Source organism: Pseudomonas sp. B21-012, assembly GCF_024749305.1.
Classification (GTDB): Bacteria; Pseudomonadota; Gammaproteobacteria; order Pseudomonadales; family Pseudomonadaceae; genus Aquipseudomonas.
Map to the genome: position 1 here is coordinate 1,798,923 of NZ_CP087197.1, position 21,679 is coordinate 1,820,601.

Consider the following 21,679-nt stretch of genomic DNA (forward strand, 5'->3'; position numbering starts at 1 on the left):
GGTGCCTGTTCTGGCCTCATCGCGGGTCAAGCCCGCTCCCACAGTAGTCCACTGTGGGAGCGGGCTTGACCCGCGATTGGCGCCCTACGGAGCGACTGTCTCAACCTCGGCAGCAGGCTGCTGCGCCGCCAGCGCCTTGCGCATCTGCTCGCAGCCCCAGAGCACCCGCTCCGGCGTCGCTGGCGCATCGATCAGCGGATGCACGCGGTAGTCGCCAAGGCTGGCCACGGCGTCCTTGATCGCGCACCAGGCGGCAATGCCGAGCATGAACGGCGGCTCGCCCACGGCCTTGGAATGGAACACCGTGTCTTCCGGGTTCTTGCGGTTTTCCACCAGTTTCACCCGCAAATCCACCGGCATATCCGCTACCGCCGGGATCTTGTAGCTGGCCGGGCCGTTGGTCATCAGCTTGCCCTTGGCGTTCCACACCAGCTCTTCGGTGGTCAGCCAGCCCATGCCCTGGATGAAACCACCCTCGACCTGGCCGATGTCGATGGCCGGGTTCAGCGAGGCGCCGACGTCGTGCAGGATGTCGGTGCGCAGCATCTTGTACTCGCCGGTCAGGGTGTCGACGATCACCTCGGCGCAGGCTGCGCCGAAGGCGAAGTAGTAGAACGGCCGGCCGCGGGCCTGGCTGCGGTCGTAATAGATCTTCGGGGTCTTGTAGAAGCCGGTGCTCGACAGCGACACCTGGGCGAAATAGGCCTGTTGTACCAGCGCTTCGAAACTGAGGATTTCATCGCGCACGCGCACATGGCCGTTACGGAATTCGACGTCCTCTTCACTGACCTTGTACTGGCGTGCGGCAAATTCGGTCAGGCGCTGCTTGAGGATCTCGGCGGCATTCTGCGCCGCCTTGCCGTTCAGGTCGGCGCCGCTGGAAGCCGCGGTCGGCGAGGTGTTGGGCACCTTGTCGGTGTTGGTCGCGGTGATCTGGATACGCTGGAAATCCACTTGGAACACTTCGGCTACCACCTGCGCGACCTTGGTGTTCAGGCCCTGGCCCATCTCGGTGCCACCGTGGTTCAGGTGAATGCTGCCATCGGTGTAAATATGCACCAGGGCGCCGGCCTGGTTGAGGAAGCTGGCGGTGAACGAGATGCCGAATTTTACCGGGGTCAGCGCCAGGCCTTTTTTCAGGATCGGGCTGTTGGCGTTGAAGCGGCGGATCGATTCGCGGCGCTCGGCGTAGTCACTGCTGGCTTCGAGCTCGGCAGTGATCTCTTCGAGCATGTTGTGCTCAACGGTCTGGTAGTAGTGGGTGACGTTGCGCTCGGTCTTGCCGTAGTAGTTGGCCTTGCGCACCGCCAGCGGGTCGAGGGCCAGGTGGCGGGCGATATGGTCCATCACCTCCTCGATGGCGACCATGCCTTGCGGGCCGCCGAAGCCACGGTAGGCAGTGTTGGAGGCGGTGTTGGTCTTGCAGCGGTGGCCGTGGATGGTGGCATCGCCGAGGTAATAGGCGTTGTCGGCGTGGAACATCGCACGGTCGACGATAGAGGCCGAGAGGTCCGGCGAGCAACCGCAGTTGCCGGCCAGGTCGAAATTGATGCCATGCAGGCGGCCGTTGTCATCGAAGCCGACGTCGTACTCGATATAGAACGGGTGGCGCTTGCCGGTCATCAGCATGTCCTCGACCCGCGGCAGGCGCATCTTGGTCGGCTGGCCGGTGAGGTGGGCGATCACCGCGCACAGGCAGGCGGGGCTTGCCGCCTGGGTTTCCTTGCCGCCGAAACCGCCGCCCATGCGGCGCATGTCGACGACGATGTTGTTCATCGGCACGTCGAGCACTTCGGCCACCAGCTTCTGCACTTCGGTGGGGTTCTGGGTCGAGCAGTAGACGATCATCCCGCCGTCTTCGGTGGGCATCACCGAAGAGATCTGGGTTTCCAGGTAGAAGTGCTCCTGGCCGCCGATGTGCAGGCTGCCCTGCAGGCGGTGCGGGGCGCTGGCCAGGGCGCTGACCGAATCGCCGCGCTGGTGGGTGTGGCTGTCGAGCACGAAGTGCTTCTTGCGCAGTGCCTCGACCACATCCAGCACCGGCTCCAGGTCTTCGTACTCGATGATCGCGGCCATCGCCGCGCGGCGCGCGGTATCCAGGTCACGGGCGGCGACGGCAACCACTGGCTGGCCGACGAATTCGACGGTGTCGATCGCCAGCAGCGGGTCGCCGGGCAGCAGCGGGCCGATGTCCTTGAGGCCCGGCACATCTTCATGGGTGATGGCGATGCGCACGCCCTCGAAGGCGTAGCAAGGGCTGGTGTCGATGCTCAGCACCCGGGCGTGGGCGCGGTCGGACAGGCGCGCATACACATGCAACTGGTTGGGAAATTCCAGACGGTCATCGATATACACCGCTTCGCCCGACACATGTTTGTCGGCACTGTCGTGCTTGAGGCTGCGGCCGACCCCGGTGGTCAGGTCCTGGCTGAACAGTTCTGCCATTTCGGCCTGGCTTTTGGCGACGTGATGGTTAGACATAAGCGGTCACCCGAGTTTCGATGTGCGGCGTTTGCAGTTCGATGAAGTACTTGCGCAGCAGGTTCTGCGCGCTGAGCAGGCGGTATTCCTTGCTCGCCCGGAAATCCGAGAGCGGCGTGAAGTCTTCGGCCAGGGCCTGGCAGGCGCGCTCGACGCTGGCCTGGTTCCAGGCCTTGCCGACCAGCGCCGCTTCGCAGGCGCGGGCGCGCTTGGGAATCGCCGCCATGCCGCCGAAGGCGATGCGCGCTGCGCCGACAACACCGTTCTCGATACGCAGGTTGAATGCCGCGCAGACTGCCGAGATGTCATCGTCCAGGCGCTTGGACACCTTGTAGGCGCGGAACGCCCAGTCGGCGCGGGCCCGTGGCACGATGATCTTTTCGATGAACTCGCTTTCCTGGCGCGCGGTGATCCGGTAGTCGATGAAGTAGTCTTCCAGGGCCAGGGTGCGGGTGTTGTCACCTTTGCGCAGGACGATCTGCGCATCCAGGGCAATCAGCAGGGGCGGCGAGTCGCCGATCGGCGAGGCGTTGCCGATGTTGCCGCCCAGGGTGCCCTGGTTGCGGATCTGCAGCGAGGCGAAGCGGTGCAGCAGTTCGCCAAAATCCGGGTATTCGCGGCTCAGGGCGTCGTAGCAGTCGGTCAGTGGTGTGGCCGCGCCGATTTCCAGGTGTTCGGCTTGAGTGTCGATGCGCTTGAGTTCGGCGACGTTGCCGACATAGATCATCACCGGCAGGGTCTTGTGGAACTGGGTGACTTCCAGCGCCAGGTCAGTGCCGCCGGCCAGTAAGCGGGCTTCGGGGTGCGAACCGTACAGCTCGGCCAGGTCGGCCACGGTCAGCGGCACCAGGCAGCGCTTGTCGCCGCTGTTGAGCTCGCCGGTTTCGCTTGGGGCGATGGCTTTGAGGCGGGCGATGGTCTGCGCTTGGCCGCTGTCGAACTGATCCGGCTGGGCCTGGCAGCACGACTGCTCGGCGGCGGCGAGGATCGGCCGGTAGCCGGTGCAGCGGCAGAGGTTGCCGGCCAGGGCTTCCTGGGCCTTGTGCAGATCGGGTGCGTCGCTGTTCTTTTGCAGGGCGAACAACGACATGACAAAGCCCGGAGTACAGAAGCCGCATTGCGAGCCGTGGCAATCGGCCATGGCCTGTTGCACGCTGTGCAGCTTGCCCTGGTGCTTGAGCCCTTCGACGCTGATCAGCTGTTTGCCGTGCAGCGAGGAGACAAAAGTCAGGCACGAGTTGAGGCTACGGTAGCGAATGAACTCGCCGCCGTCTTCGCCCTCGGCCAGCTCGCCGACCACCACGGTGCAGGCGCCACAATCGCCGCTGGCGCAGCCTTCCTTGGTACCGGACTTGCCCAGGTGTTCACGAAGGTACTCGAGCACGGTCAGGTTGGGGTCCAGGGCATGCTCACTGCGCAGCTCCTGGTTAAGTAGAAACTGGATCACGGGAAGGCCTCACAAGCGACTTATTGTTGTTGAGCGGACTGTAAGCAGACTTGATTTTCAGGTCAACAATTTTCTGACCTTTGGGTCAGGAAATTTCTCGTGGCGCTTCCGCCCTTTCACAGGTGCTCTGTTATGAGCATAGTTGGCCCTGCGTGATCCGAATCTTTTGCGCCAATCGTGCCAACTTCTGCTGCATGGCCACTGCGCGGCGCGGGGGCAAGTGCGCTACAATTCGGCGCTTGTGCACAGTTCAATGATTTTGAAGGAAAACCATGACGTTCAAGGCGCCGGACAGCCTCTCCGAGCAAATTGCCCATTACCTGGCCGAACGGATCATCCGCGGCGAGCTCAAGCCCGCCGAGCGAATCCAGGAGCAGAAGGTCACCCAGGCATTGAATGTCAGCCGTGGCTCGGTGCGCGAGGCGCTGTTGATCCTCGAACGCCGCCACCTGGTGACCATCCTGCCGCGCCGTGGCGCCCATGTGACCGAGCTCAATGAGCACAATGTGCGCAGCCTGTGCACGCTGATGGGCGAGCTGTACAACCTGCTCGGCAACGCCGTGGCCCTTAACTGGCGCAACGATGGCGATTTGCATCCGTTCCTCAAGATCCAGCAGCGCCTGACCGGCGCGTTCGAGCGCCAGGACATCCGCGCCTTCGTCGATGAAAGCTTCGCGGTGATGCGCGCCGCCTATCCGTTTGCCAACAATCCGTACCTGCAGGAAACCGTCGAGAACCTGCAGCCGGCCATGAGTCGTACCTATTACCTGGCGCTGGACCAGCGCAAGGCCAACATGAACGACTTCCTGGTGTTGTTCGCCAACCTGCTCGAAGCCGTGGTGGCCCGAGACCAGGTGCGTATCCGCACGGTATTGGCCGAGTACTGCCAGCGCAGCTGCGAGCTGGTGCTGGCGGCGCTGGCGACTGCCTGAGCATGCGCTTAAAGTGCATTCGCCTGGCCGGGTTCAAGTCGTTCGTCGACCCGACCACGGTCAACTTCCCCAGCAACATGGCGGCCGTGGTCGGGCCCAATGGCTGCGGCAAGTCCAACATCATCGACGCGGTGCGCTGGGTGATGGGCGAAAGCTCGGCGAAAAACCTGCGTGGCGAGTCGATGACCGACGTCATCTTCAATGGCTCGACCAGCCGCAAGCCAGTGAGCCAGGCCAGTATCGAACTGGTCTTCGACAACTCCGACAGTACCCTGGTCGGTGAGTACGCGGCGTATGCGGAAATCTCCATTCGCCGCAAGGTGACCCGCGACGGGCAGAACACCTACTACCTCAATGGCGCCAAATGCCGGCGCCGGGACATTACCGATATCTTCCTCGGCACCGGCCTGGGCCCGCGCAGCTATTCGATCATCGAGCAGGGGATGATCTCCAAGCTGATCGAAGCCAAGCCCGAGGACCTGCGCAATTTCATCGAAGAAGCGGCGGGCATCTCCAAGTACAAGGAGCGCCGGCGCGAGACCGAGAACCGCATCCGCCGTACCCACGAGAACCTCGAACGCCTGACCGACCTGCGCGAAGAGCTCGAGCGCCAGCTCGAACGTCTGCATCGCCAGGCCCAGGCAGCCGAGAAGTACAAGGAATACAAGGCCGAGGAACGCCAGCTCAAGGCGCAACTGGCAGCCCTGCGCTGGCAGGCCCTGAACGATCAGGTCGGCCAGCGCGAAGCGGTGATTGGCGATCAGGAAGTGGCCTTTGAGGCCCTGGTGGCCGAACAGCGCAATGCCGATGCCAGCATCGAGCGCCTGCGTGATGGCCATCACGAGCTGTCCGAGCGTTTCAACCTGGTGCAGGGGCGTTTCTATTCGGTTGGCGGCGATATCGCCCGGGTCGAGCAGAGCATCCAGCACGGCCAGCAGCGCTTGCGCCAGTTGCAGGACGACTTCAAGGAAGCCGAGCGCGCGCGCCTTGAAACCGAGTCGCACCTGGGCCACGACCGCACGATGCTCGCCACCCTGGGCGAAGAGCTGCAGATGCTCGAACCCGAGCAGGAGCTGACCCTGGCCGCCGCCGAAGAGGCCGCCGCCACCCTGGAAGACGCCGAAACCACCATGCACGGCTGGCAGGAGCAGTGGGACAGCTTCAACACCCGCTCGGCCGAACCGCGGCGCCAGGCCGAAGTGCAGCAGGCGCGCATCCAGCAGCTGGAAACCAGCCTCGAGCGTTTGGCCGAGCGCCAGCGCAAGCTTGGCGAAGAGCGCGACCAGCTCAGCGCCGACCCGGAAGACGCCGCGATTCTCGAACTGGGCGAGCAGGTGGCCAGCAGTGAATTGCTGCTCGAAGAGCTCCAGCTAGAAGAGTTGCAGGTGGTCGAGCAGCTAGAAACCCTGCGCGAACAACTGCAGCAGGCGGTGCACGCTCAGCAGCAAGCCCAGGGCGAATTGCAGCGCCTGGGCGGCCGCCTGGCTTCGCTCGAAGCCTTGCAGCAGGCGGCGCTCGACCCCGGCACCGGCACCGCGCAATGGCTGCGCGAGCAGGGCCTGGAGCAGCGTCCGCGCCTGGCTGAAGGCCTGCGCGTCGAGCCGGGTTGGGAGCTGGCGGTGGAAACCGTGCTCGGCGCCGACCTGCAGGCGGTAGTGGTCGAAGACTTCAATGGCCTGGACCTCAGTGCCTTCGATCAGGGCGAATTGCGCCTGCTCGCCAGCCGTGGCGAAGGCGTGCGTATTCCCGGCAGCCTGCTCGACAAGGTCGAGGGGCGCATCGATCTGGCGCCCTGGCTCGGCCAGGTCAAACCGGTGGAGAGCCTCGATCAGGCCCTGACCCTGCGCGCTCAGCTGGCGGACGGGCAAAGCCTGATCAGCCGTGACGGCTACTGGGTTGGCCGGCACTTTTTGCGTGTCAGCCGCGCCAGCGACGCCCAGGGTGGCGTACTCGCCCGTGGCCAGGAACTGGAGCGCCTGGGCCAAGAGCTGCAAGAGCATGAAGCGGCGCTGGAGCTACTGGAAACCAGATTGCAGGAACTGCGCGAGCAGCAGCAAGAACTGGAAGAGCGCCGCGAGCAGTTGCGTCGCAGCGCCCAGGACCAAGCGCGCCAGCAAAGCGAGCTCAACGCCAGGCTCTCGGCCGGCAAGGCCCGCGCCGAGCAGTTGAGCCTGCGCCGCCGGCGCCTGGAAGAAGAGCTTGCCGAGCTGCTTGAGCAACGCAGCATCGAGCACGAAAACCTCGGTGAGTCGCGCCTGCAGCTGCAGGAAGCCCTCGACCTGATGGCCCAGGACACCGAACAGCGCGAACTGTTGCTGGCCCAACGCGACAGCCTGCGCGAGCGCCTCGACCGGGTGCGCCAGGAAGCCCGCCAGCACAAGGACCACGGCCACCAGCTGGCCGTGCGCCTGGGGTCGCTACGCGCCCAGCACGACTCCACCCGCCAGGCCCTGGAGCGGCTGGAGCTGCAGTCCGAGCGCCTGAGCGAAAAACGCGAACAGCTGACCCTGAACCTGGAGGAGGGCGAGGCACCGCTCGAAGAGCTGCGCCTCAAGCTTGAAGAGCTGCTGGAAAAACGCATGAGCGTCGACGACGAGATGCGTCAGGCGCGCCTGCACATGGACGAAGCCGACCGCGAGCTGCGTGATGCCGAAAAACGCCGCACCCAGGCCGAACAGCAATCGCAGTTGCTGCGTGGCCAGCTCGAGCAGCACCGCCTGGAGTGGCAAGGGCTGAGCGTGCAGCGCAAGACCTTGCAGGAGCAACTGCTCGCCGACGGTTACGACCTCGACGGGGTGCTGGCGACCCTGGGCGAGCAGGCCAGCGAGCAGGAAGCCGAACAGGAGCTCGAACGCATCGATGCGCGTATCCAGCGCCTGGGTGCGATCAACCTGGCGGCCATCGACGAGTACCAGCAGCAGTCCGAACGCAAGCGCTACCTGGATGCCCAGGACGCCGATCTGGTCGAAGCCCTGGACACCCTCGAGAACGTCATTCGCAAGATCGACAAGGAAACCCGCAACCGCTTCAAAGATACCTTTGATCAGATAAATGCCGGATTACAGGCACTTTTCCCAAAAGTTTTCGGTGGTGGCAGCGCTTACCTGGAACTGACGGGCGAAGATCTACTCGATACAGGGGTGACGATCATGGCGCGGCCACCGGGCAAGAAGAACAGCACCATCCACCTGCTCTCGGGCGGTGAGAAAGCGCTGACCGCCCTGGCCCTGGTATTTGCCATTTTCAAGTTGAACCCGGCACCGTTCTGCATGCTCGATGAAGTCGATGCGCCACTGGACGATGCCAACGTCGGGCGTTACGCCCGGCTGGTGAAAGAGATGAGCCAGACGGTGCAGTTCATCTACATCACCCACAACAAGATTGCCATGGAGATGGCCGATCAACTGATGGGCGTGACCATGCATGAACCGGGGTGTTCACGGCTGGTGGCGGTGGATGTGGAGGAGGCGATGGCCATGGTCGACGCCTGATTTGAAGCAATAACGCGTGAACCTGCGGTAAATGGCCCTGTCAGTTGCGACAGACGGTGTAAAGTTATCTTTGGTCGTGCTAGCTTAATGTCACTTATTTTTTTGCGTGGGTAAAACGCCTGTCAGAACATAGAGTTGGCGCCACGTTTTAAAGGGGTTTAAACCCTTTATTTTTCAGCATTTTTTACAGAGGCACGGGATTACATGGAAATCGGTCTGCGCGAGTGGCTGATCGTCATCGGCATTATTGTCATTGCCGGTATTCTTTTCGACGGCTGGCGCCGCATGCGCGGCGGCAAGGGCAAGTTGAAATTCCGTCTGGACCGCAGCTTTTCCAACCTGCCGGACGATGACAGCTCCCCTGAAGTGATCGGTGAGCCGCGTGTGCTCGACAACCACAAAGAGCCAGCGCTGGACGAACACGATCTGCCGTCGATGAGTGCCGGGCGTGAGCGTGAGCGTGAACCCAAGGTCGGCAAGAGCAAGCGCAACAAGCGCGGCAGCGAGCCTCAGCAGGGCGACCTGAACCTGGCCGCCGAACCGCGTGAGCCGGACCTGTTTGGCAATGCCGACGACGACTTCCCGGATGAAAGCCCGAAAACCAGCGGCTACGGTTCCGCGCCGGACAAAGACCTGCCGCCGGTTGAAGAAGTACTGGTGATCAGTGTGATTTCCCGCGATGAAGGCGGCTTCAAGGGCCCGGCATTGCTGCAGAACATTCTTGAAAGCGGCCTGCGCTTTGGTGAAATGGATATCTTCCACCGTCACGAAAGCATGGCCGGTAATGGCGAAGTACTCTTCTCGATGGCCAACGCGGTCAAGCCCGGTGTGTTCGACCTCGACGACATCGATCACTTCAGCACTCGCGCGGTGAGCTTCTTCCTCGGCCTGCCAGGCCCGCGTCACCCCAAGCAGGCCTTCGACGTGATGGTGGCGGCAGCGCGCAAGCTGGCCCACGAACTCAATGGCGAGCTCAAGGATGACCAGCGCAGCGTGATGACCGCGCAGACCATCGAGCACTACCGCCAGCGCATTGTCGAGTTCGAGCGCCGCGCGCTGACCCAGAAGCGCTAGTAGGAGCGGGCTTGCCCCGCGATAAGAAACACGCAAGAGCAGCCAAGGCTGCTCTTTTGCTTTGCAAGAGACGACACACCATGACCGCCGAATCCCGAATCCTTGAGCTGCGCGCCGAGCTCGACCAGCACAACTATCGCTACTATGTGCTCGATGAGCCGAGCGTGCCAGACGCCGAATACGATCGCCTGTTCAATGAACTCAAGGCCCTGGAAGCTGAACACCCGGAGCTGGTGACCGCTGACTCGCCGACCCAGCGTGTCGGTGGCTCGGCGCTTTCGGCGTTCAGCCAAGTGCGTCACGAAGTGCCGATGCTCAGCCTGGGCAACGCCTTTGAAGAAACCGACCTGCGCGAATTCGACCGCCGCGTGGTCGAGGGCCTGGACCTGCCGGCCGGTGACCTGCTGGGTGATGGCGCCGCCGTCGATTACAGCTGCGAACCCAAGCTCGACGGCCTGGCGGTCAGCCTGCTGTACCGCGACGGGCAACTGGTGCAGGGCGCCACCCGTGGCGATGGCACCACCGGCGAAGACATCAGCGTTAACGTGCGCACCGTGCGCAACATTCCACTCAAGCTGCAGGGTGAGGGCTGGCCGGCGGTGCTGGAAGTGCGCGGCGAGGTGTTCATGTCCAAGGCCGGTTTCGAGCGCTTGAACCAGGCGCAGATCGACGCCGGCGGCAAGACCTTCGCCAACCCGCGCAACGCTGCCGCCGGCAGCCTGCGCCAGCTGGATTCGAAAATCACCGCCAGCCGCCCGCTGGAGTTCTGCTGCTACGGCGTCGGCCAGGTCTCGGCGCCGATTGCCGACACCCATATCGGCACCCTGGAGCAGCTCAAGGCCTGGGGCATGCCGATCAGCCGCGAGCTGCGCCATGCCGCTGGCGTTGCCGAGTGTCTGGAGTACTACCGCGATATCGGCGCCCGGCGCAACGAGCTGCCTTACGAGATCGACGGCGTGGTGTTCAAGGTCAACAGCCTGGCTTCCCAGCGCGAGCTGGGCTTCCGTGCCCGTGAACCACGCTGGGCGATTGCCCACAAGTTCCCGGCCATGGAAGAGCTGACCGAAGTGCTGGATGTCGAGTTCCAGGTCGGCCGTACTGGCGCGGTAACTCCCGTGGCCCGGCTCAAGCCGGTCAAGGTGGCGGGTGTGACGGTGTCCAATGCCACCTTGCACAACATGGACGAAGTGGCGCGCCTGGGGTTGATGATCGGCGACACGGTGATCATCCGCCGCGCCGGCGATGTGATCCCGCAGGTCATGCAGGTGGTCACCGAGCGTCGCCCTGAAGACGCCCGTCCGGTGCACATTCCTACCGCGTGCCCGGTGTGCGGCTCGCAAGTCGAGCGCACCCAGCTGGTCAAGCGCAGCAAGGGCAAGGAGACCGTCAGCGAGGGCGCCGTGTACCGTTGCGTCGGCCGCCTGGCCTGCGCTGCGCAGCTCAAGCAGGCGATCATCCACTATGTATCGCGGCGGGCCATGGACATCGAAGGCCTGGGCGAGAAGAGCGTCGAGCAACTGGTGGATGAAGGCCTGATCCGTTCGCCAGCCGACCTCTACCAGCTGACGTTCGAGCAGATTGTCGACCTCGAGGGCTTTGCCGAACTGTCGAGCAAGAACTTGCTGGCGGCGATCGAGGCGAGCAAGCAGCCGGGCCTGGCGCGTTTCATCTATGCACTGGGCATCCCGGACGTGGGCGAGGAGACCGCCAAGGTCCTGGCGCGCTCGCTGGGTTCGTTGCAGCGGGTCATGGCGGCGCTGCCGCAAGTGCTGACCTACCTGCCGGATATCGGCCTGGAAGTCGCCCACGAGATCCACAGCTTTTTCGAAGACCAACACAACCGCACAGTGATCGCCCAGTTGCTTGAGCGCGGCCTGCAATTGCAGGATGAAGGTGAGCTGGGCGCCGAATTCGCTGCGAGTACCACCTTGGCCGGGCTGATTGCCAAACTGGATATTCCCTCGGTCGGGCCCACCGGTGCCGAGAAGCTGGTGGCCAAGCTCGACAGCCTGGAGAAGATCATCGCCGCCGATGGCATCGACCTGCGCCAGGCCCTGGCGGCCAAGCCGGCCGAAGCGGTGCGCGCGTTCTTCCAGGTGCCTGAGAATGCCGCCCTGGCCCTGGCTATCGAAGCGCAACTGCGCGACTTCGGCATGCACTGGTCGAGCGAGAAGAAAGTCGCCGAAGGCTTGCCTCTGGCCGGCCAGACCTGGGTGCTGACCGGTTCGCTGGAGCGCATGAGCCGCGACGTGGCCAAGGACAAGCTGGAAAGCCTGGGGGCCAAGGTTGCGGGCTCGGTCTCGGCCAAGACCCACTGCGTGGTCGCCGGCCCCGGCGCCGGCTCGAAGCTGGCCAAGGCCAATGAGCTGGGCCTGAAGGTGCTGGATGAAGATGCTTTTGTCAGCTTCCTGGCCGGGCAGGGTATCGAGGTCTAAAGGCGGCACTGGTGGCGTTCGCCATGGTCTAGTCTTGGCAGGCAGCCAGGAGGGATCGCCATGTACCGTTTTTTCGAACAGCTGGGCGCCAGGATCGCGGCGCCCTTCGTCAGCCAGCAACAACGTCCGGATCGGGTCTGGCAATGCCGGTGTGGGCAGTCGGTGTTCTTTCGCAACAGCCAGTGCCTGGCCTGCCAGTCGGCACTGGGCTACTGGCCGCTCAGTAACCGTGTCGCCAGCCTGTCGCCCGGCCCTGCAGAGGGGCTCTGGCTGCTCGATGGCGAGCCTGAAGCCGGGCCGCTGCGTCGCTGTGCCAACCTCGACACCCCGGCGGCCTGCAACTGGCTGCTGGCCGAGCATGAGCCCGACAACCTGTGCCTGGCCTGTCGCCTGAACCGCACCATCCCCGACCTTGGCATTGCTGAAAACCACCCGCGCTGGCGCAAGCTGGAAACCGCCAAGCGCCGGCTGACCGCGCAGCTGTTGCACCTGGGCTTGCCGGTGGAGCCGAAAAGCGCGCAGGACGGCCCGGGCCTGGCCTTTGATTTCATCGGCGTCGATCTTGAGGGCAACGCGCCCATCACCGGCCATGCCAATGGCCTGATTACTCTCGACGTGCGCGAGGCCGATGATGACTGGCGCGAGCGGGTGCGCGTGCAACTGCACGAACCCTATCGCACCCTGCTGGGCCACTTGCGTCATGAAGTCGGTCACTACTATTGGGATCGCCTGATTGCCGACAGCCATTGGCTCGACGGCTTTCGTGACCTGTTCGGTGACGAGCGCGAAAGCTACAGCGAGGCGCTGGAACGTCACTATCAGCAAGGGGCGCCAAGTGATTGGGCGGCTGCTCACGTCAGTGCCTATGCGACCATGCACCCCTGGGAAGACTGGGCTGAAACCTGGGCACACTACCTGCACATGACCGATGCGCTCGACACCGCGCTGGCACTGGGCATGAATGCCAGCAGCCTGGAGCTGGACTTCCCGCCGTTCACGCGTGAGGACCTCTATCGCCCGGACGACCCCGGGGCAAAGGAGTTTCTCGCCTTCATCAATGCCTGGGTCGAGCTGTCAGCAATGCTCAATGAGCTGTCGCGCAGCATGGGCCAGGTGGATCTCTATCCGTTCGTGCTGGGTAAGCCGGTGGTTGCCAAGCTGCACTTTATCCACCTGCGGGTCACCCAGCCAACGCCACCGATAGCCGACCAAGCGGGTGCTGCGCTGCCGTGAAGCAATGCCAAGTCATTGAGTGGTGATGGTTTTTTTAAATTTAGTGGTTGTATCTTGAGTTGATGCCGGTACAATGGCGCGGCTCGTCGCCAGATGAGCATGCGTTATGGTGACCCCATCGGTCCCCCCGCAACGATTACCCGTGAACCTGGTCAGATCCGGAAGGAAGCAGCCACAGCGGGAACATTGTGTGCCGGGGTGTGGCTGGTGGGGTCGCCACCCATCTTGCCTGTTGGCGCTCTGCATCACCTCCTCTCTAAGATTTTTCCAAAACGCTGGCCCAACAACCTACATTGCCGTTTTTCGCGCGCGTGCGATAACCCTATAGTGCCGTGGCTGCTCGACAGCCCCGTAGTGTCTGTGGTTTTGGACCTACAGGGAGAATCTTCATGTCAGCCCCCGAGCAAGTACCATCAGCGGCCACATCACCTGCGGATTTTTCCGCCGCCAGTCTCAATCTCGAATTCCTTCGCCAGCAGCTACCTGCCTGGTTGCGTTCTGCTCCGCCAGCACTGTTGGCAAAACTGAGTGTCAGCATGCGTGCCTGCGAGGCCAGTCGGGCGGCGCGGGCCCGCTTGCTGGCGCCACTGCAGTCGGTTCAGGTGTTTGCCCAGGCGCGATTCGACGAGGCGTTGCGTCGACGCTTTGGTTCAAGACTCAAACCTACTGGCGATCGTTTGATTCGCGTCAATCGGCTCATGGGTGGCTGGCAAGCCCCCGGTCTTAAATGGCTCTGGCAACGAAATTACACCGAGCAGGGATTGCTGCAAGCGGCCTTGCACAATTTCACTGCCGCTGAGCAGCAGAGTGATAGCGCCCTGGTCAGGATGTCATCCTTTCGGCATGCCGGTAGGCGAGTGCAGGGCGTCAGTGTTCTGGATTTCGTCAGGTTCTGCCGCGAACTGGATCTGGGTGGGCAGTATCAAAAACACATTGACTCGGTGTTCGATCCCGATGGCGTTGTCGGCATTCCCCAGTCGACCCGTGAGCTGTTCCGCGAGTGTGACCGTTACGCCTTGCAGGTCGATGCTCATGTGGCGCTGATGCGCGGGGCAATCAGCGCGGCAATGTACAAGCAAGTGCTTGAAATCAGTGAGCTCAAGACCGGGATCCAGGAGCAGGGCGTGCCGCTACGGCTCAAACGGCTGAAGCTGGCGGGGATCGAACTGCGTGGGGTCAGTGTCTTCGAGTTCAGTTTTCAGCCGCTGGGGCATCTGGCCGCGATTCAGCGGTCCTGGGTCCGCTTGCTGGTGCACATCCCCCAGGACCCGTTTTCACCCCTCAAGGAGTACGCCGGTTGGGATGAGTTCGAGCAGGACCTGGCCGGCAAGCTCTCCCGGGACAGCTACCGGCAGTTCTTTATGCGTTTGGCATTGCGTCGTCAATGGCCGGAGCTTCATACGCAGCTGCAAAACCGGCTGTTTGAACAGCGCAATGGCCAGCGAGTGGCGCTGTCCAGTCCGTCCTTGGCGCTGGATGCCATTCTGCGGCCGGAGCCGCTGTTCGAGGACTTGTTCAATCAGTGCCTGGAGCAGCTTCAGGATGATGCCCGTTTCATCGCGGTGCCCACCGCAACGCTGGATGCCAGCGAACGCCAGGCCGCGCTGGACAAGGCGTTGGAAATTGGCCTGGATGTGCTGGGTCTGGCGGCCTTTGTGGTGCCAGGTTTAGGTGAGGTGCTGTTCGGGTTGGTGGCCAGTCAATTGATGAAAGAGGTGTTTACCGGGCTGGATGATTGGGCCGAAGGTGATCGTCATGAGGCGTTCAATTGCCTTACCCATGTTGTTGGCGAAGTGGCCGGGCTGGCGGCCGGGGCAGTCGTTGTCGGCACGGCGGCAACGCTGGTACGCAACTCGGCACTGTTCAAGGCGCTGGCCCTGGTGAGAAAGGACAATGGCGCGCTACGTCTTTGCTTGCCTGACCTGAAGCCCTATGCCCTTGACCTGGACTCGACGATTGCCGGGACGGCGTCCGAGCAAGGTATTTACCAGATCGGTGAACAACAGGTTGTGCGCATCGAGGACAGTTTCTATCGCGTTGAGCAAGACGCCGAGACGGGGAGCTGGCGCATTCGCCATCCCGTGCGCAGTGGCGCTTGGGCGCCGGTGCTGGAACACAATGGCAAGGGCGCCTGGCGCAGCCGCTTTGACAGTCCACACCGCTGGCAAGGCAGTCAGTACCTGTTTCGTCGCCTGGGCCCCAGTGTTGAAGATCTCGGCGATGAGGAGGTAACTTCGGTACTCGCCGTCAGTGGTGCCGATGAAGCACAGTTGCGTCAATTGCATCTGCATCGGCTTCCACCCGGCGGGGCTCTTGTGGACGCCTGCGAGCGGGCGCGGCTGCAGCGGCGCCTGCAGCGTTTTAGCCAGCAGTTGCAAAACCCGGCAGCCGTAGCCGATGAAAGTTTGCTGATGCGCGCGTTGCAACTGATGCCTTCTTCGGCGGATGAGCCAGTGCCGCAAGGGCAGGTGCAGGAGTGGCTCAAGGCGAACTGGCGGCGATTTTTCGAGCACTGCCTGGCCGCCGAGCGGCCACCTGTATCGTCCCTGGTGGCGCGTGATTTCCCTGGTCTGGGGCCGGCCATGGTCGAGGAAATCGAAGCCAGTGCCACCAGCGCTGAGCGCTTGCGCATGGCTGATGGCCGTCGTGTGCCCCTGCGGCTGGCCAGGCAGGCGCGGCAAGCCTTGGGTGAGACACGGCTGGCGCATGCGCTGGAGGGGTTTTTCTGGCCGCAAATGGCCAACACTGATTGTGACCGGCTGCTGCTGCATATGCTGATGCAGGACCCGCGCTGGCCTGCGGCGCTGGAACTCGGTATCGAAGGGGTAGGTCCTGCGGTGCAAGGCCCGACCCTGATCCGCCGAGGCGACCTGTACATCGACGGTCAACGGCCTGAAGCTGCGCCTCGCGACCTGCTTGAGCTGGCGTGGGAACTGGCCGGGCTGGACGTTGCAGAAGATCTGCCGGCCTTGCGCCGTCAGCTTGGCGTACAGGCCGGTGCACAGCGGGCCATGGTTGGACGCGTATTGGGGGGCGTACATGAGCGGTGGTGGACGCCGCTTCAGCGTTTTGCCGATGGTCGCCTGGGCTATGCCCTGAGTGGGGGCGGGGCACGGCTCCCGGTGTCACCCCGTTCCATTGAAGAAGAAATCCTTGAGCTTTACCCTGACTATTCAGCGCAAGAGATCGCCGCTTACCTTGAGCCCTATCGTGCTCGACCCGCCGAGGCTCGCGCGCTGTTGCAGCGCCGTCGCGAAGAGTTGCAAGGGCTGCAATCCGGGCTGCGGCGCTGGCAAGGTGCGTCAGTGGACAGTGAGCAGGCGCTCGGTCGCCAGCAATTCAGCGAGCGCCTGGTCCAGGCCTGGCGTCACCAGTCGCCGGGCATACGCACGCCGCTGGGGCGTACCCTGGGTTATCGCCTGGATCTGGGAGGCCTGATGGTTGGCGAATTGCCCGGGTTGCAGGCGGTGGACCTGCATCATGTGCTGGAGCTGGATATGGCAGGCATGAACCTGGCGACCGTGCCGGCGGAGTTTCTCGCCCACTTTGGCCGTCTTCGTTATCTGGATCTTTCCGGTAATGAGCTGGCCCTGATTCCGCCAGCAATCGAAAATCGCCTGAGCCTGCAGAACCTGCGCCTGAGCAACAACCGGATTGTGCTTGATGCACGCGATGCCGCGCGAATAGGTGATCTTTTGAATCTGGACAGCCTCCACCTGGAAGGCAACCCTCTGGGCATCCCGCCCGATGTGAGCAGGCTGCCCCAGCTACGTATCCTGACCTTGAACAATACCGAGATCACCCGCGTGCCGGAAAGCCTGCATGATCGCTCAAGGCTGGAGTGGGTCGACCTGAGCGACAACCAGATCAGCCAGTTGCCCGAACACTTCCTTGAAGAACCACGCAGTTTTTTGCGCATGATCGAGCTGGAAGGCAATGCATTGTCCGACGAGCAGTATCGTCGACTGCGCCGTTTGCAGGCGCCGCCGACGCCAGTGCGGGTTGCGGCGGGAGATGCCGCGCAACAGTTCTGGACCGGACCGGTGTCTGCCAACCGCCAGCTTGTCGAGTACTGGCAGCGACTGCGCAACGAGCCCCAGGCCGGCAACTTGATGACAGTCCTGGAGCGCTTGGCCCAGACCGTCGAAGCGCAGGAGCAGTCAGAGTCGATGCGCACACGGGTCGCGGGGATCTTGCGTTACGCCGTCGAAGGGCCGATGGCCGAAGACCTGTTGCGCTTTGCCGGTGATCCGCAACAGAGCATAGGTCATCCGTTGCTGGCGTTTGAGAATCTGGAAAGCAGGGTTCAAGGGCATCGCGCCTTGCTGGATGCCTTGCAGGAGCACGGGCCGCGACAACTGCTGGATTTCGCCCGGGCCTCCTTCAATCGTGAGGAGTTGCGGCGCTTTGTGATCGATCAGGTGCTGCTGGAGCCCGAACTGTTTGCGCGCAGAGACGAGTTGCAGTTGCTTTACCAACAAGAGCTGTACGGGCGGCTTGCGTTGCCGGGCGATGCCCGGGATCTGATCCTCACCGATCTTGCCCTTTCAACGGCGCAGCTCGACGCGGCGCTGGCCCATGTGCAAGGGGCGCAGGTACAGGCGCGCTTGCCGCGCTTCATGACCAGGCAACCGAACTGGGTCGAGTACCTGCATCAGCGGCATGCCTCGGCGTGGCTTGAACTGGATGTGCGCTTTAATCAGCTCAGCGCTGCGCAACGGTTACGCGAGGCCGGCCTGCCCGAGGCCGAACGTTTGCAGCTTGAACGCGGCCGGCAGTTGCAACAGGCGATGGATGAGGCCGCGCTGTTGCTGCGGTTGACCCGCGAAGCGCTGGGCATACCGGCTGCCCCCGGTGGCTGACCGGTCATGAAGGTGGCGGGGAGCTTGATTGGGGCGGGTGTCCACGGATGTGTGTATAGCGCTCGATCATTCGTTCAATCTCCCCGGACGCCTTCATTCGCAGCAAGGCCTGCAGGATGCCTTGTACCGGCAAGGCCGGATCGTTACGCACCAGGCAGGCCAGGGGCTGCTCTTGCGCCATGGTCCAGCTCTCGGGCACCGAAAAGCGCAGCACCGGTTGCTGCGCGAAGCTGGCAGAACTGATCAGCAGCAGTGCACCCACGATTCGCCACATGCTGCATCCTTCCTGATGCCGGCCCGCCTGACAGCTTAGCCGAGATCGGCAGGGTGCAATTTTGCCCCCGCTCCGCTACGATTAGCGGTCTTCAGCTTGCAGTCGCGACGGTTTTCGATGAGTTATCAGGTTCTTGCACGTAAATGGCGTCCGCGCTCGTTCCGCGAAATGGTCGGCCAGACCCATGTGCTCAAGGCCTTGATCAACGCGCTGGACAACCAGCGCCTGCACCATGCCTACCTGTTCACCGGTACCCGCGGTGTGGGCAAGACCACCATTGCGCGGATCATCGCCAAGTGCCTTAACTGCGAAACCGGCATCACCTCGACGCCTTGCGGTACCTGCTCGGTGTGCCGGGAGATCGATGAGGGGCGCTTTGTCGACCTGATCGAAATCGACGCCGCCAGTCGCACCAAGGTCGAAGACACCCGCGAGCTGCTCGACAACGTGCAGTACGCACCGAGCCGCGGGCGCTTCAAGGTCTACCTGATCGACGAAGTGCACATGCTCTCCAGCCACTCGTTCAACGCCTTGCTGAAGACGCTGGAAGAGCCGCCGCCCTACGTCAAGTTCATCCTCGCCACCACCGACCCGCAAAAACTGCCGGCGACCATCCTCTCGCGTTGCCTGCAGTTCTCGCTGAAGAACATGACCCCCGAACGGGTCGTCGAGCACCTGAGCCATGTGCTCGGCGCCGAAAACGTCCCCTTCGAAGACGATGCCCTGTGGCTGCTTGGCCGCGCCGCGGACGGCTCGATGCGCGACGCCATGAGCCTGACCGACCAGGCCATCGCCTTCGGTGAAGGCAAGGTGTTGGCCGCAGATGTGCGGGCGATGCTCGGCACTCTGGATCATGGCCAGGTGTATGGCGTGCTGCAGGCGTTGCTCGAAGGTGACGCCCGGGCCTTGCTCGAAGCCGTTCGCCATTTGGCCGAGCAGGGGCCGGACTGGAACGGCGTGCTCGCCGAAATGCTCAATGTGCTGCACCGCGTGGCCATTGCCCAGGCGCTGCCTGAGGCAGTTGACAACGGCCAGGGCGATCGTGACCGGGTGCTGGCTTTGGCCCAGGCATTGCCGGCCGAAGATGTGCAGTTTTATTACCAGATGGGCCTGATCGGCCGTCGCGACCTGCCATTGGCACCAGATCCGCGTGGCGGCTTTGAAATGGTCCTGCTGCGCATGCTGGCGTTCCGCCCCGCCGACAGCGACGATGCACCGAAACCGGTGCTAAAGCCGGTGGGGATCAGCCAGGCCACAGCTGATTCTGCAAGCGCGGTGGCAGTAGCCCCCCAGGCTGCGCCAGCCATGGCGGTTGCACCGGTGCCTGTGGTTGCTGAACCGGAACCGGAACCCGTTGCAGAGCCAGAGCCCACCCCTGTCGGGGTCTCTGCGCCTGAGCCGGTGGTCGATCTGCCCTGGAACGATCCTGTCGCCGTCGAGGTCGAGGTCGAGGTCGAGGTCGAGGTCGAGCCTGAACCGCTTGTCGTTGAAGCGCCGTCAGCGCCGGTTCAGCAGGCAACCGCAGTGGATATGCCGACGCCCGACGACGGTATCGGCTACAGCCCGGCCGGCATGGACCGCGACGACGAACCGCCGCTGGACGAAGATTATTACGAGCCGGAAATGGACCCGGCCAGCTACAGTTATCTGGACGAGCTGGCCATCGAGCATGCCCACGAAGTCGACGCGCCACCGGCCGAGCCCTTGCCGGCCGCGCAACCGGCCACGGGGCTGGCGCTGAAATGGCTGGAATTGTTCCCGCAGTTGCCGATTTCCGGGATGACCGGCAATATCGCCGCCAACTGTACGCTGATCAGCGCCGAAGGCGACGACTGGCTGCTGCACCTGGACCCGGCCCACAGCGCCCTGTTTAACAGCACGCAACAGCGGCGCCTGAACGATGCGTTGAACCAGCACCTGGGCCGTACGCTCAAACTGACCATCGAGCTGATTCGCCCGGAGCAGGAAACCCCCGCCCAGGCCGCAGCCCGCAAACGCGCCGAGCGCCAGGGCCTGGCCGAGGCCTCGATCGAGGATGATCCGCTGATCCAGCAGATGATCCAGCAGTTCGGCGCCATGGTCCGCCACGATACGATTGAACCTGTCGACGCCCCGGTTGCCCAGGGCGAGTAACGGAAAAACAGCAGCGGCCCGGGCCCGACCCTCGCCGCACCCCGTAAGCTAATAGTTGAGGTGAACCCCATGATGAAAGGTGGCATGGCCGGCCTGATGAAGCAGGCCCAGCAGATGCAGGAAAAAATGGCCAAGATGCAGGAAGAACTGGCCAACGCCGAAGTGACTGGCCAATCCGGTGCCGGTCTGGTCAGCGTGGTGATGACCGGTCGTCACGACGTCAAGCGCATCAGCCTGGACGACAGCCTGATGCAGGAAGACAAGGAAGTGCTCGAAGACCTGATCGCCGCCGCCGTCAACGACGCGGTGCGCAAGGTCGAAGCCAACAGCCAGGAAAAAATGGGCGGCATGACCGCCGGCATGCAGTTGCCGCCAGGCTTCAAGATGCCGTTCTGAAGCGGTCGCAGCGTAAATAAAAGCCAGGCTATTGCCTGGCTTTTTTCTGCTCAGTCATAACTCATCAGAAATGTCGCCCGGCCTGGCGCGGAGCCTGGGGTTACCCGGGATGCAGTCTGCACATACTGCGCGAGCAGGGGGATGCTATGCGTTACCGGGCCTGCTCCGACCGTACCGCCCGGTTGCCGGGTGCCCAGCACGATCGGGGTGTTGTCGCTACGCAACAAGCGAATGCCGATGCCACGTGCAGTAGCGTGACTGGCCAGGCTGATGATGGAGGTCTGGTTGCCCGGGTTGCTGGCGTCGCTGACGGTATAGCTGACGTTGAGGCGGCTGCCGCTACTGCCGCCGGCACAGTTGAGGCGGATTTCAAGTGGCTGGGGTGCGGTAGCCTTGCCAACAGCGTCGAAGAACCCTGCTGGATGATCCCGCAGGTTAACGGGGATGGTTTTCGAACCGGGGTCGACGGCGCAGGTGGGATCGGCCGAAACAACCTCTACTCGGGTTTGCACCATCGTCAGCCTGGCGGTATTGGCCGGGATGTGATGCGGCTCAAAGGTGTGGCTAATGATTGTCTGAGGGAAAAACAGCACCCCACTGGTTACCGGTCCGGTCTTGATCAACTGCAGTCTGTACCAGGGGGTGACGTCGGTAGTGCCGGCAGGATGTCTGGTAGTAGGAACCGGCCAGCGGTAAAAACGACTGGCGCCGGCTTCGGAACCGGTGATCCTGATACCGATACCCTCCAGGTTGGTTTGATGAATGCCCTCACCGATGTGAGTGAAGCCCTGGGTAAAGCCGGCGCGCTGCTCATGGGCGGCTGAGCAACGGTAGGCCATGCGTGTCGCGAACTGGGTGTTGCTGTCATAAATCACCGTGCCGACCGGGTCTGCGGCAGACACCGTCAGTCTCGAGTCTACG

Annotated in this window: 12 protein-coding genes and 1 other RNA gene; 9 read left to right on the forward strand and 4 right to left on the reverse strand. The window is 63.1% G+C overall.

Features of this window, described 5'->3' with window-relative positions:
- Positions 1–84: 84 nt before the first annotated feature.
- Both xdhB and xdhA read right to left on the reverse strand, forming a co-directional pair.
- Complete coding sequence (gene xdhB / locus LOY37_RS08335) at positions 85–2,481, reverse strand: xanthine dehydrogenase molybdopterin binding subunit (RefSeq protein ID WP_195883397.1); 2,397 nt, start codon at positions 2,479–2,481, stop codon at positions 85–87.
- Positions 2,474–3,928: a xanthine dehydrogenase small subunit gene (gene xdhA, locus LOY37_RS08340; protein WP_258716626.1), complete on the reverse strand. Its 1,455-nt coding sequence runs from the start codon at positions 3,926–3,928 to the stop codon at positions 2,474–2,476. The genes xdhB and xdhA overlap by 8 nt, the downstream gene beginning before the upstream one ends.
- 272 nt (positions 3,929–4,200) lie before the next feature.
- Here xdhA and LOY37_RS08345 point away from each other — a divergent pair, with 272 nt between their 5' ends.
- The 7 genes from LOY37_RS08345 (at position 4,201) to LOY37_RS08375 (ending at position 17,955) form a co-directional block, all read left to right on the forward strand.
- On the forward strand, positions 4,201–4,860 hold the full coding sequence (locus LOY37_RS08345) for a GntR family transcriptional regulator (protein ID WP_045200438.1): 660 nt from the start codon (positions 4,201–4,203) through the stop codon (positions 4,858–4,860).
- Between the two features lie 2 nt (positions 4,861–4,862).
- Positions 4,863–8,351, forward strand: coding sequence for a chromosome segregation protein SMC (gene smc, locus LOY37_RS08350; RefSeq protein ID WP_258716627.1), 3,489 nt, complete (start codon positions 4,863–4,865; stop codon positions 8,349–8,351).
- A 204-nt stretch (positions 8,352–8,555) separates the two neighbouring features.
- Positions 8,556–9,425, forward strand: a complete 870-nt coding sequence (zipA, locus tag LOY37_RS08355; protein ID WP_045200443.1) for a cell division protein ZipA — start codon at positions 8,556–8,558, stop codon at positions 9,423–9,425.
- A gap of 80 nt (positions 9,426–9,505) precedes the next feature.
- Positions 9,506–11,860, forward strand: coding sequence for an NAD-dependent DNA ligase LigA (gene ligA, locus LOY37_RS08360; RefSeq protein WP_258716628.1), 2,355 nt, complete (start codon positions 9,506–9,508; stop codon positions 11,858–11,860).
- Between the two features lie 60 nt (positions 11,861–11,920).
- On the forward strand, positions 11,921–13,093 hold the full coding sequence (locus LOY37_RS08365; RefSeq protein ID WP_258716629.1) for a putative zinc-binding metallopeptidase: 1,173 nt from the start codon (positions 11,921–11,923) through the stop codon (positions 13,091–13,093).
- 116 nt (positions 13,094–13,209) lie between these two features.
- Positions 13,210–13,306: signal recognition particle sRNA small type (gene ffs / locus LOY37_RS08370), an RNA gene on the forward strand.
- 323 nt (positions 13,307–13,629) lie between these two features.
- A complete protein-coding gene (locus LOY37_RS08375; RefSeq protein WP_258716630.1) occupies positions 13,630–17,955 on the forward strand; it encodes a dermonecrotic toxin domain-containing protein in 4,326 nt (1,441 codons plus the stop codon).
- A 4-nt stretch (positions 17,956–17,959) separates the two neighbouring features.
- On the opposite strand, the gene LOY37_RS27540 is transcribed toward LOY37_RS08375, so the two are convergent.
- Positions 17,960–18,229, reverse strand: a complete 270-nt coding sequence (locus LOY37_RS27540) for a hypothetical protein (protein ID WP_408980696.1) — start codon at positions 18,227–18,229, stop codon at positions 17,960–17,962.
- Between the two features lie 117 nt (positions 18,230–18,346).
- Here LOY37_RS27540 and dnaX point away from each other — a divergent pair, with 117 nt between their 5' ends.
- A complete protein-coding gene (gene dnaX, locus LOY37_RS08385; RefSeq protein ID WP_258716631.1) occupies positions 18,347–20,362 on the forward strand; it encodes a DNA polymerase III subunit gamma/tau in 2,016 nt (671 codons plus the stop codon).
- Positions 20,363–20,431: 69 nt separating this feature from the next.
- On the forward strand, positions 20,432–20,758 hold the full coding sequence (locus tag LOY37_RS08390) for a YbaB/EbfC family nucleoid-associated protein (RefSeq protein ID WP_010226011.1): 327 nt from the start codon (positions 20,432–20,434) through the stop codon (positions 20,756–20,758).
- Positions 20,759–20,808: 50 nt separating this feature from the next.
- Here LOY37_RS08390 and LOY37_RS08395 read toward each other — a convergent pair whose 3' ends face one another.
- Positions 20,809–21,660: a fimbrial protein gene (locus LOY37_RS08395; protein ID WP_258716632.1), complete on the reverse strand. Its 852-nt coding sequence runs from the start codon at positions 21,658–21,660 to the stop codon at positions 20,809–20,811.
- Between the last annotated feature and the right edge of the window lie 19 nt (positions 21,661–21,679).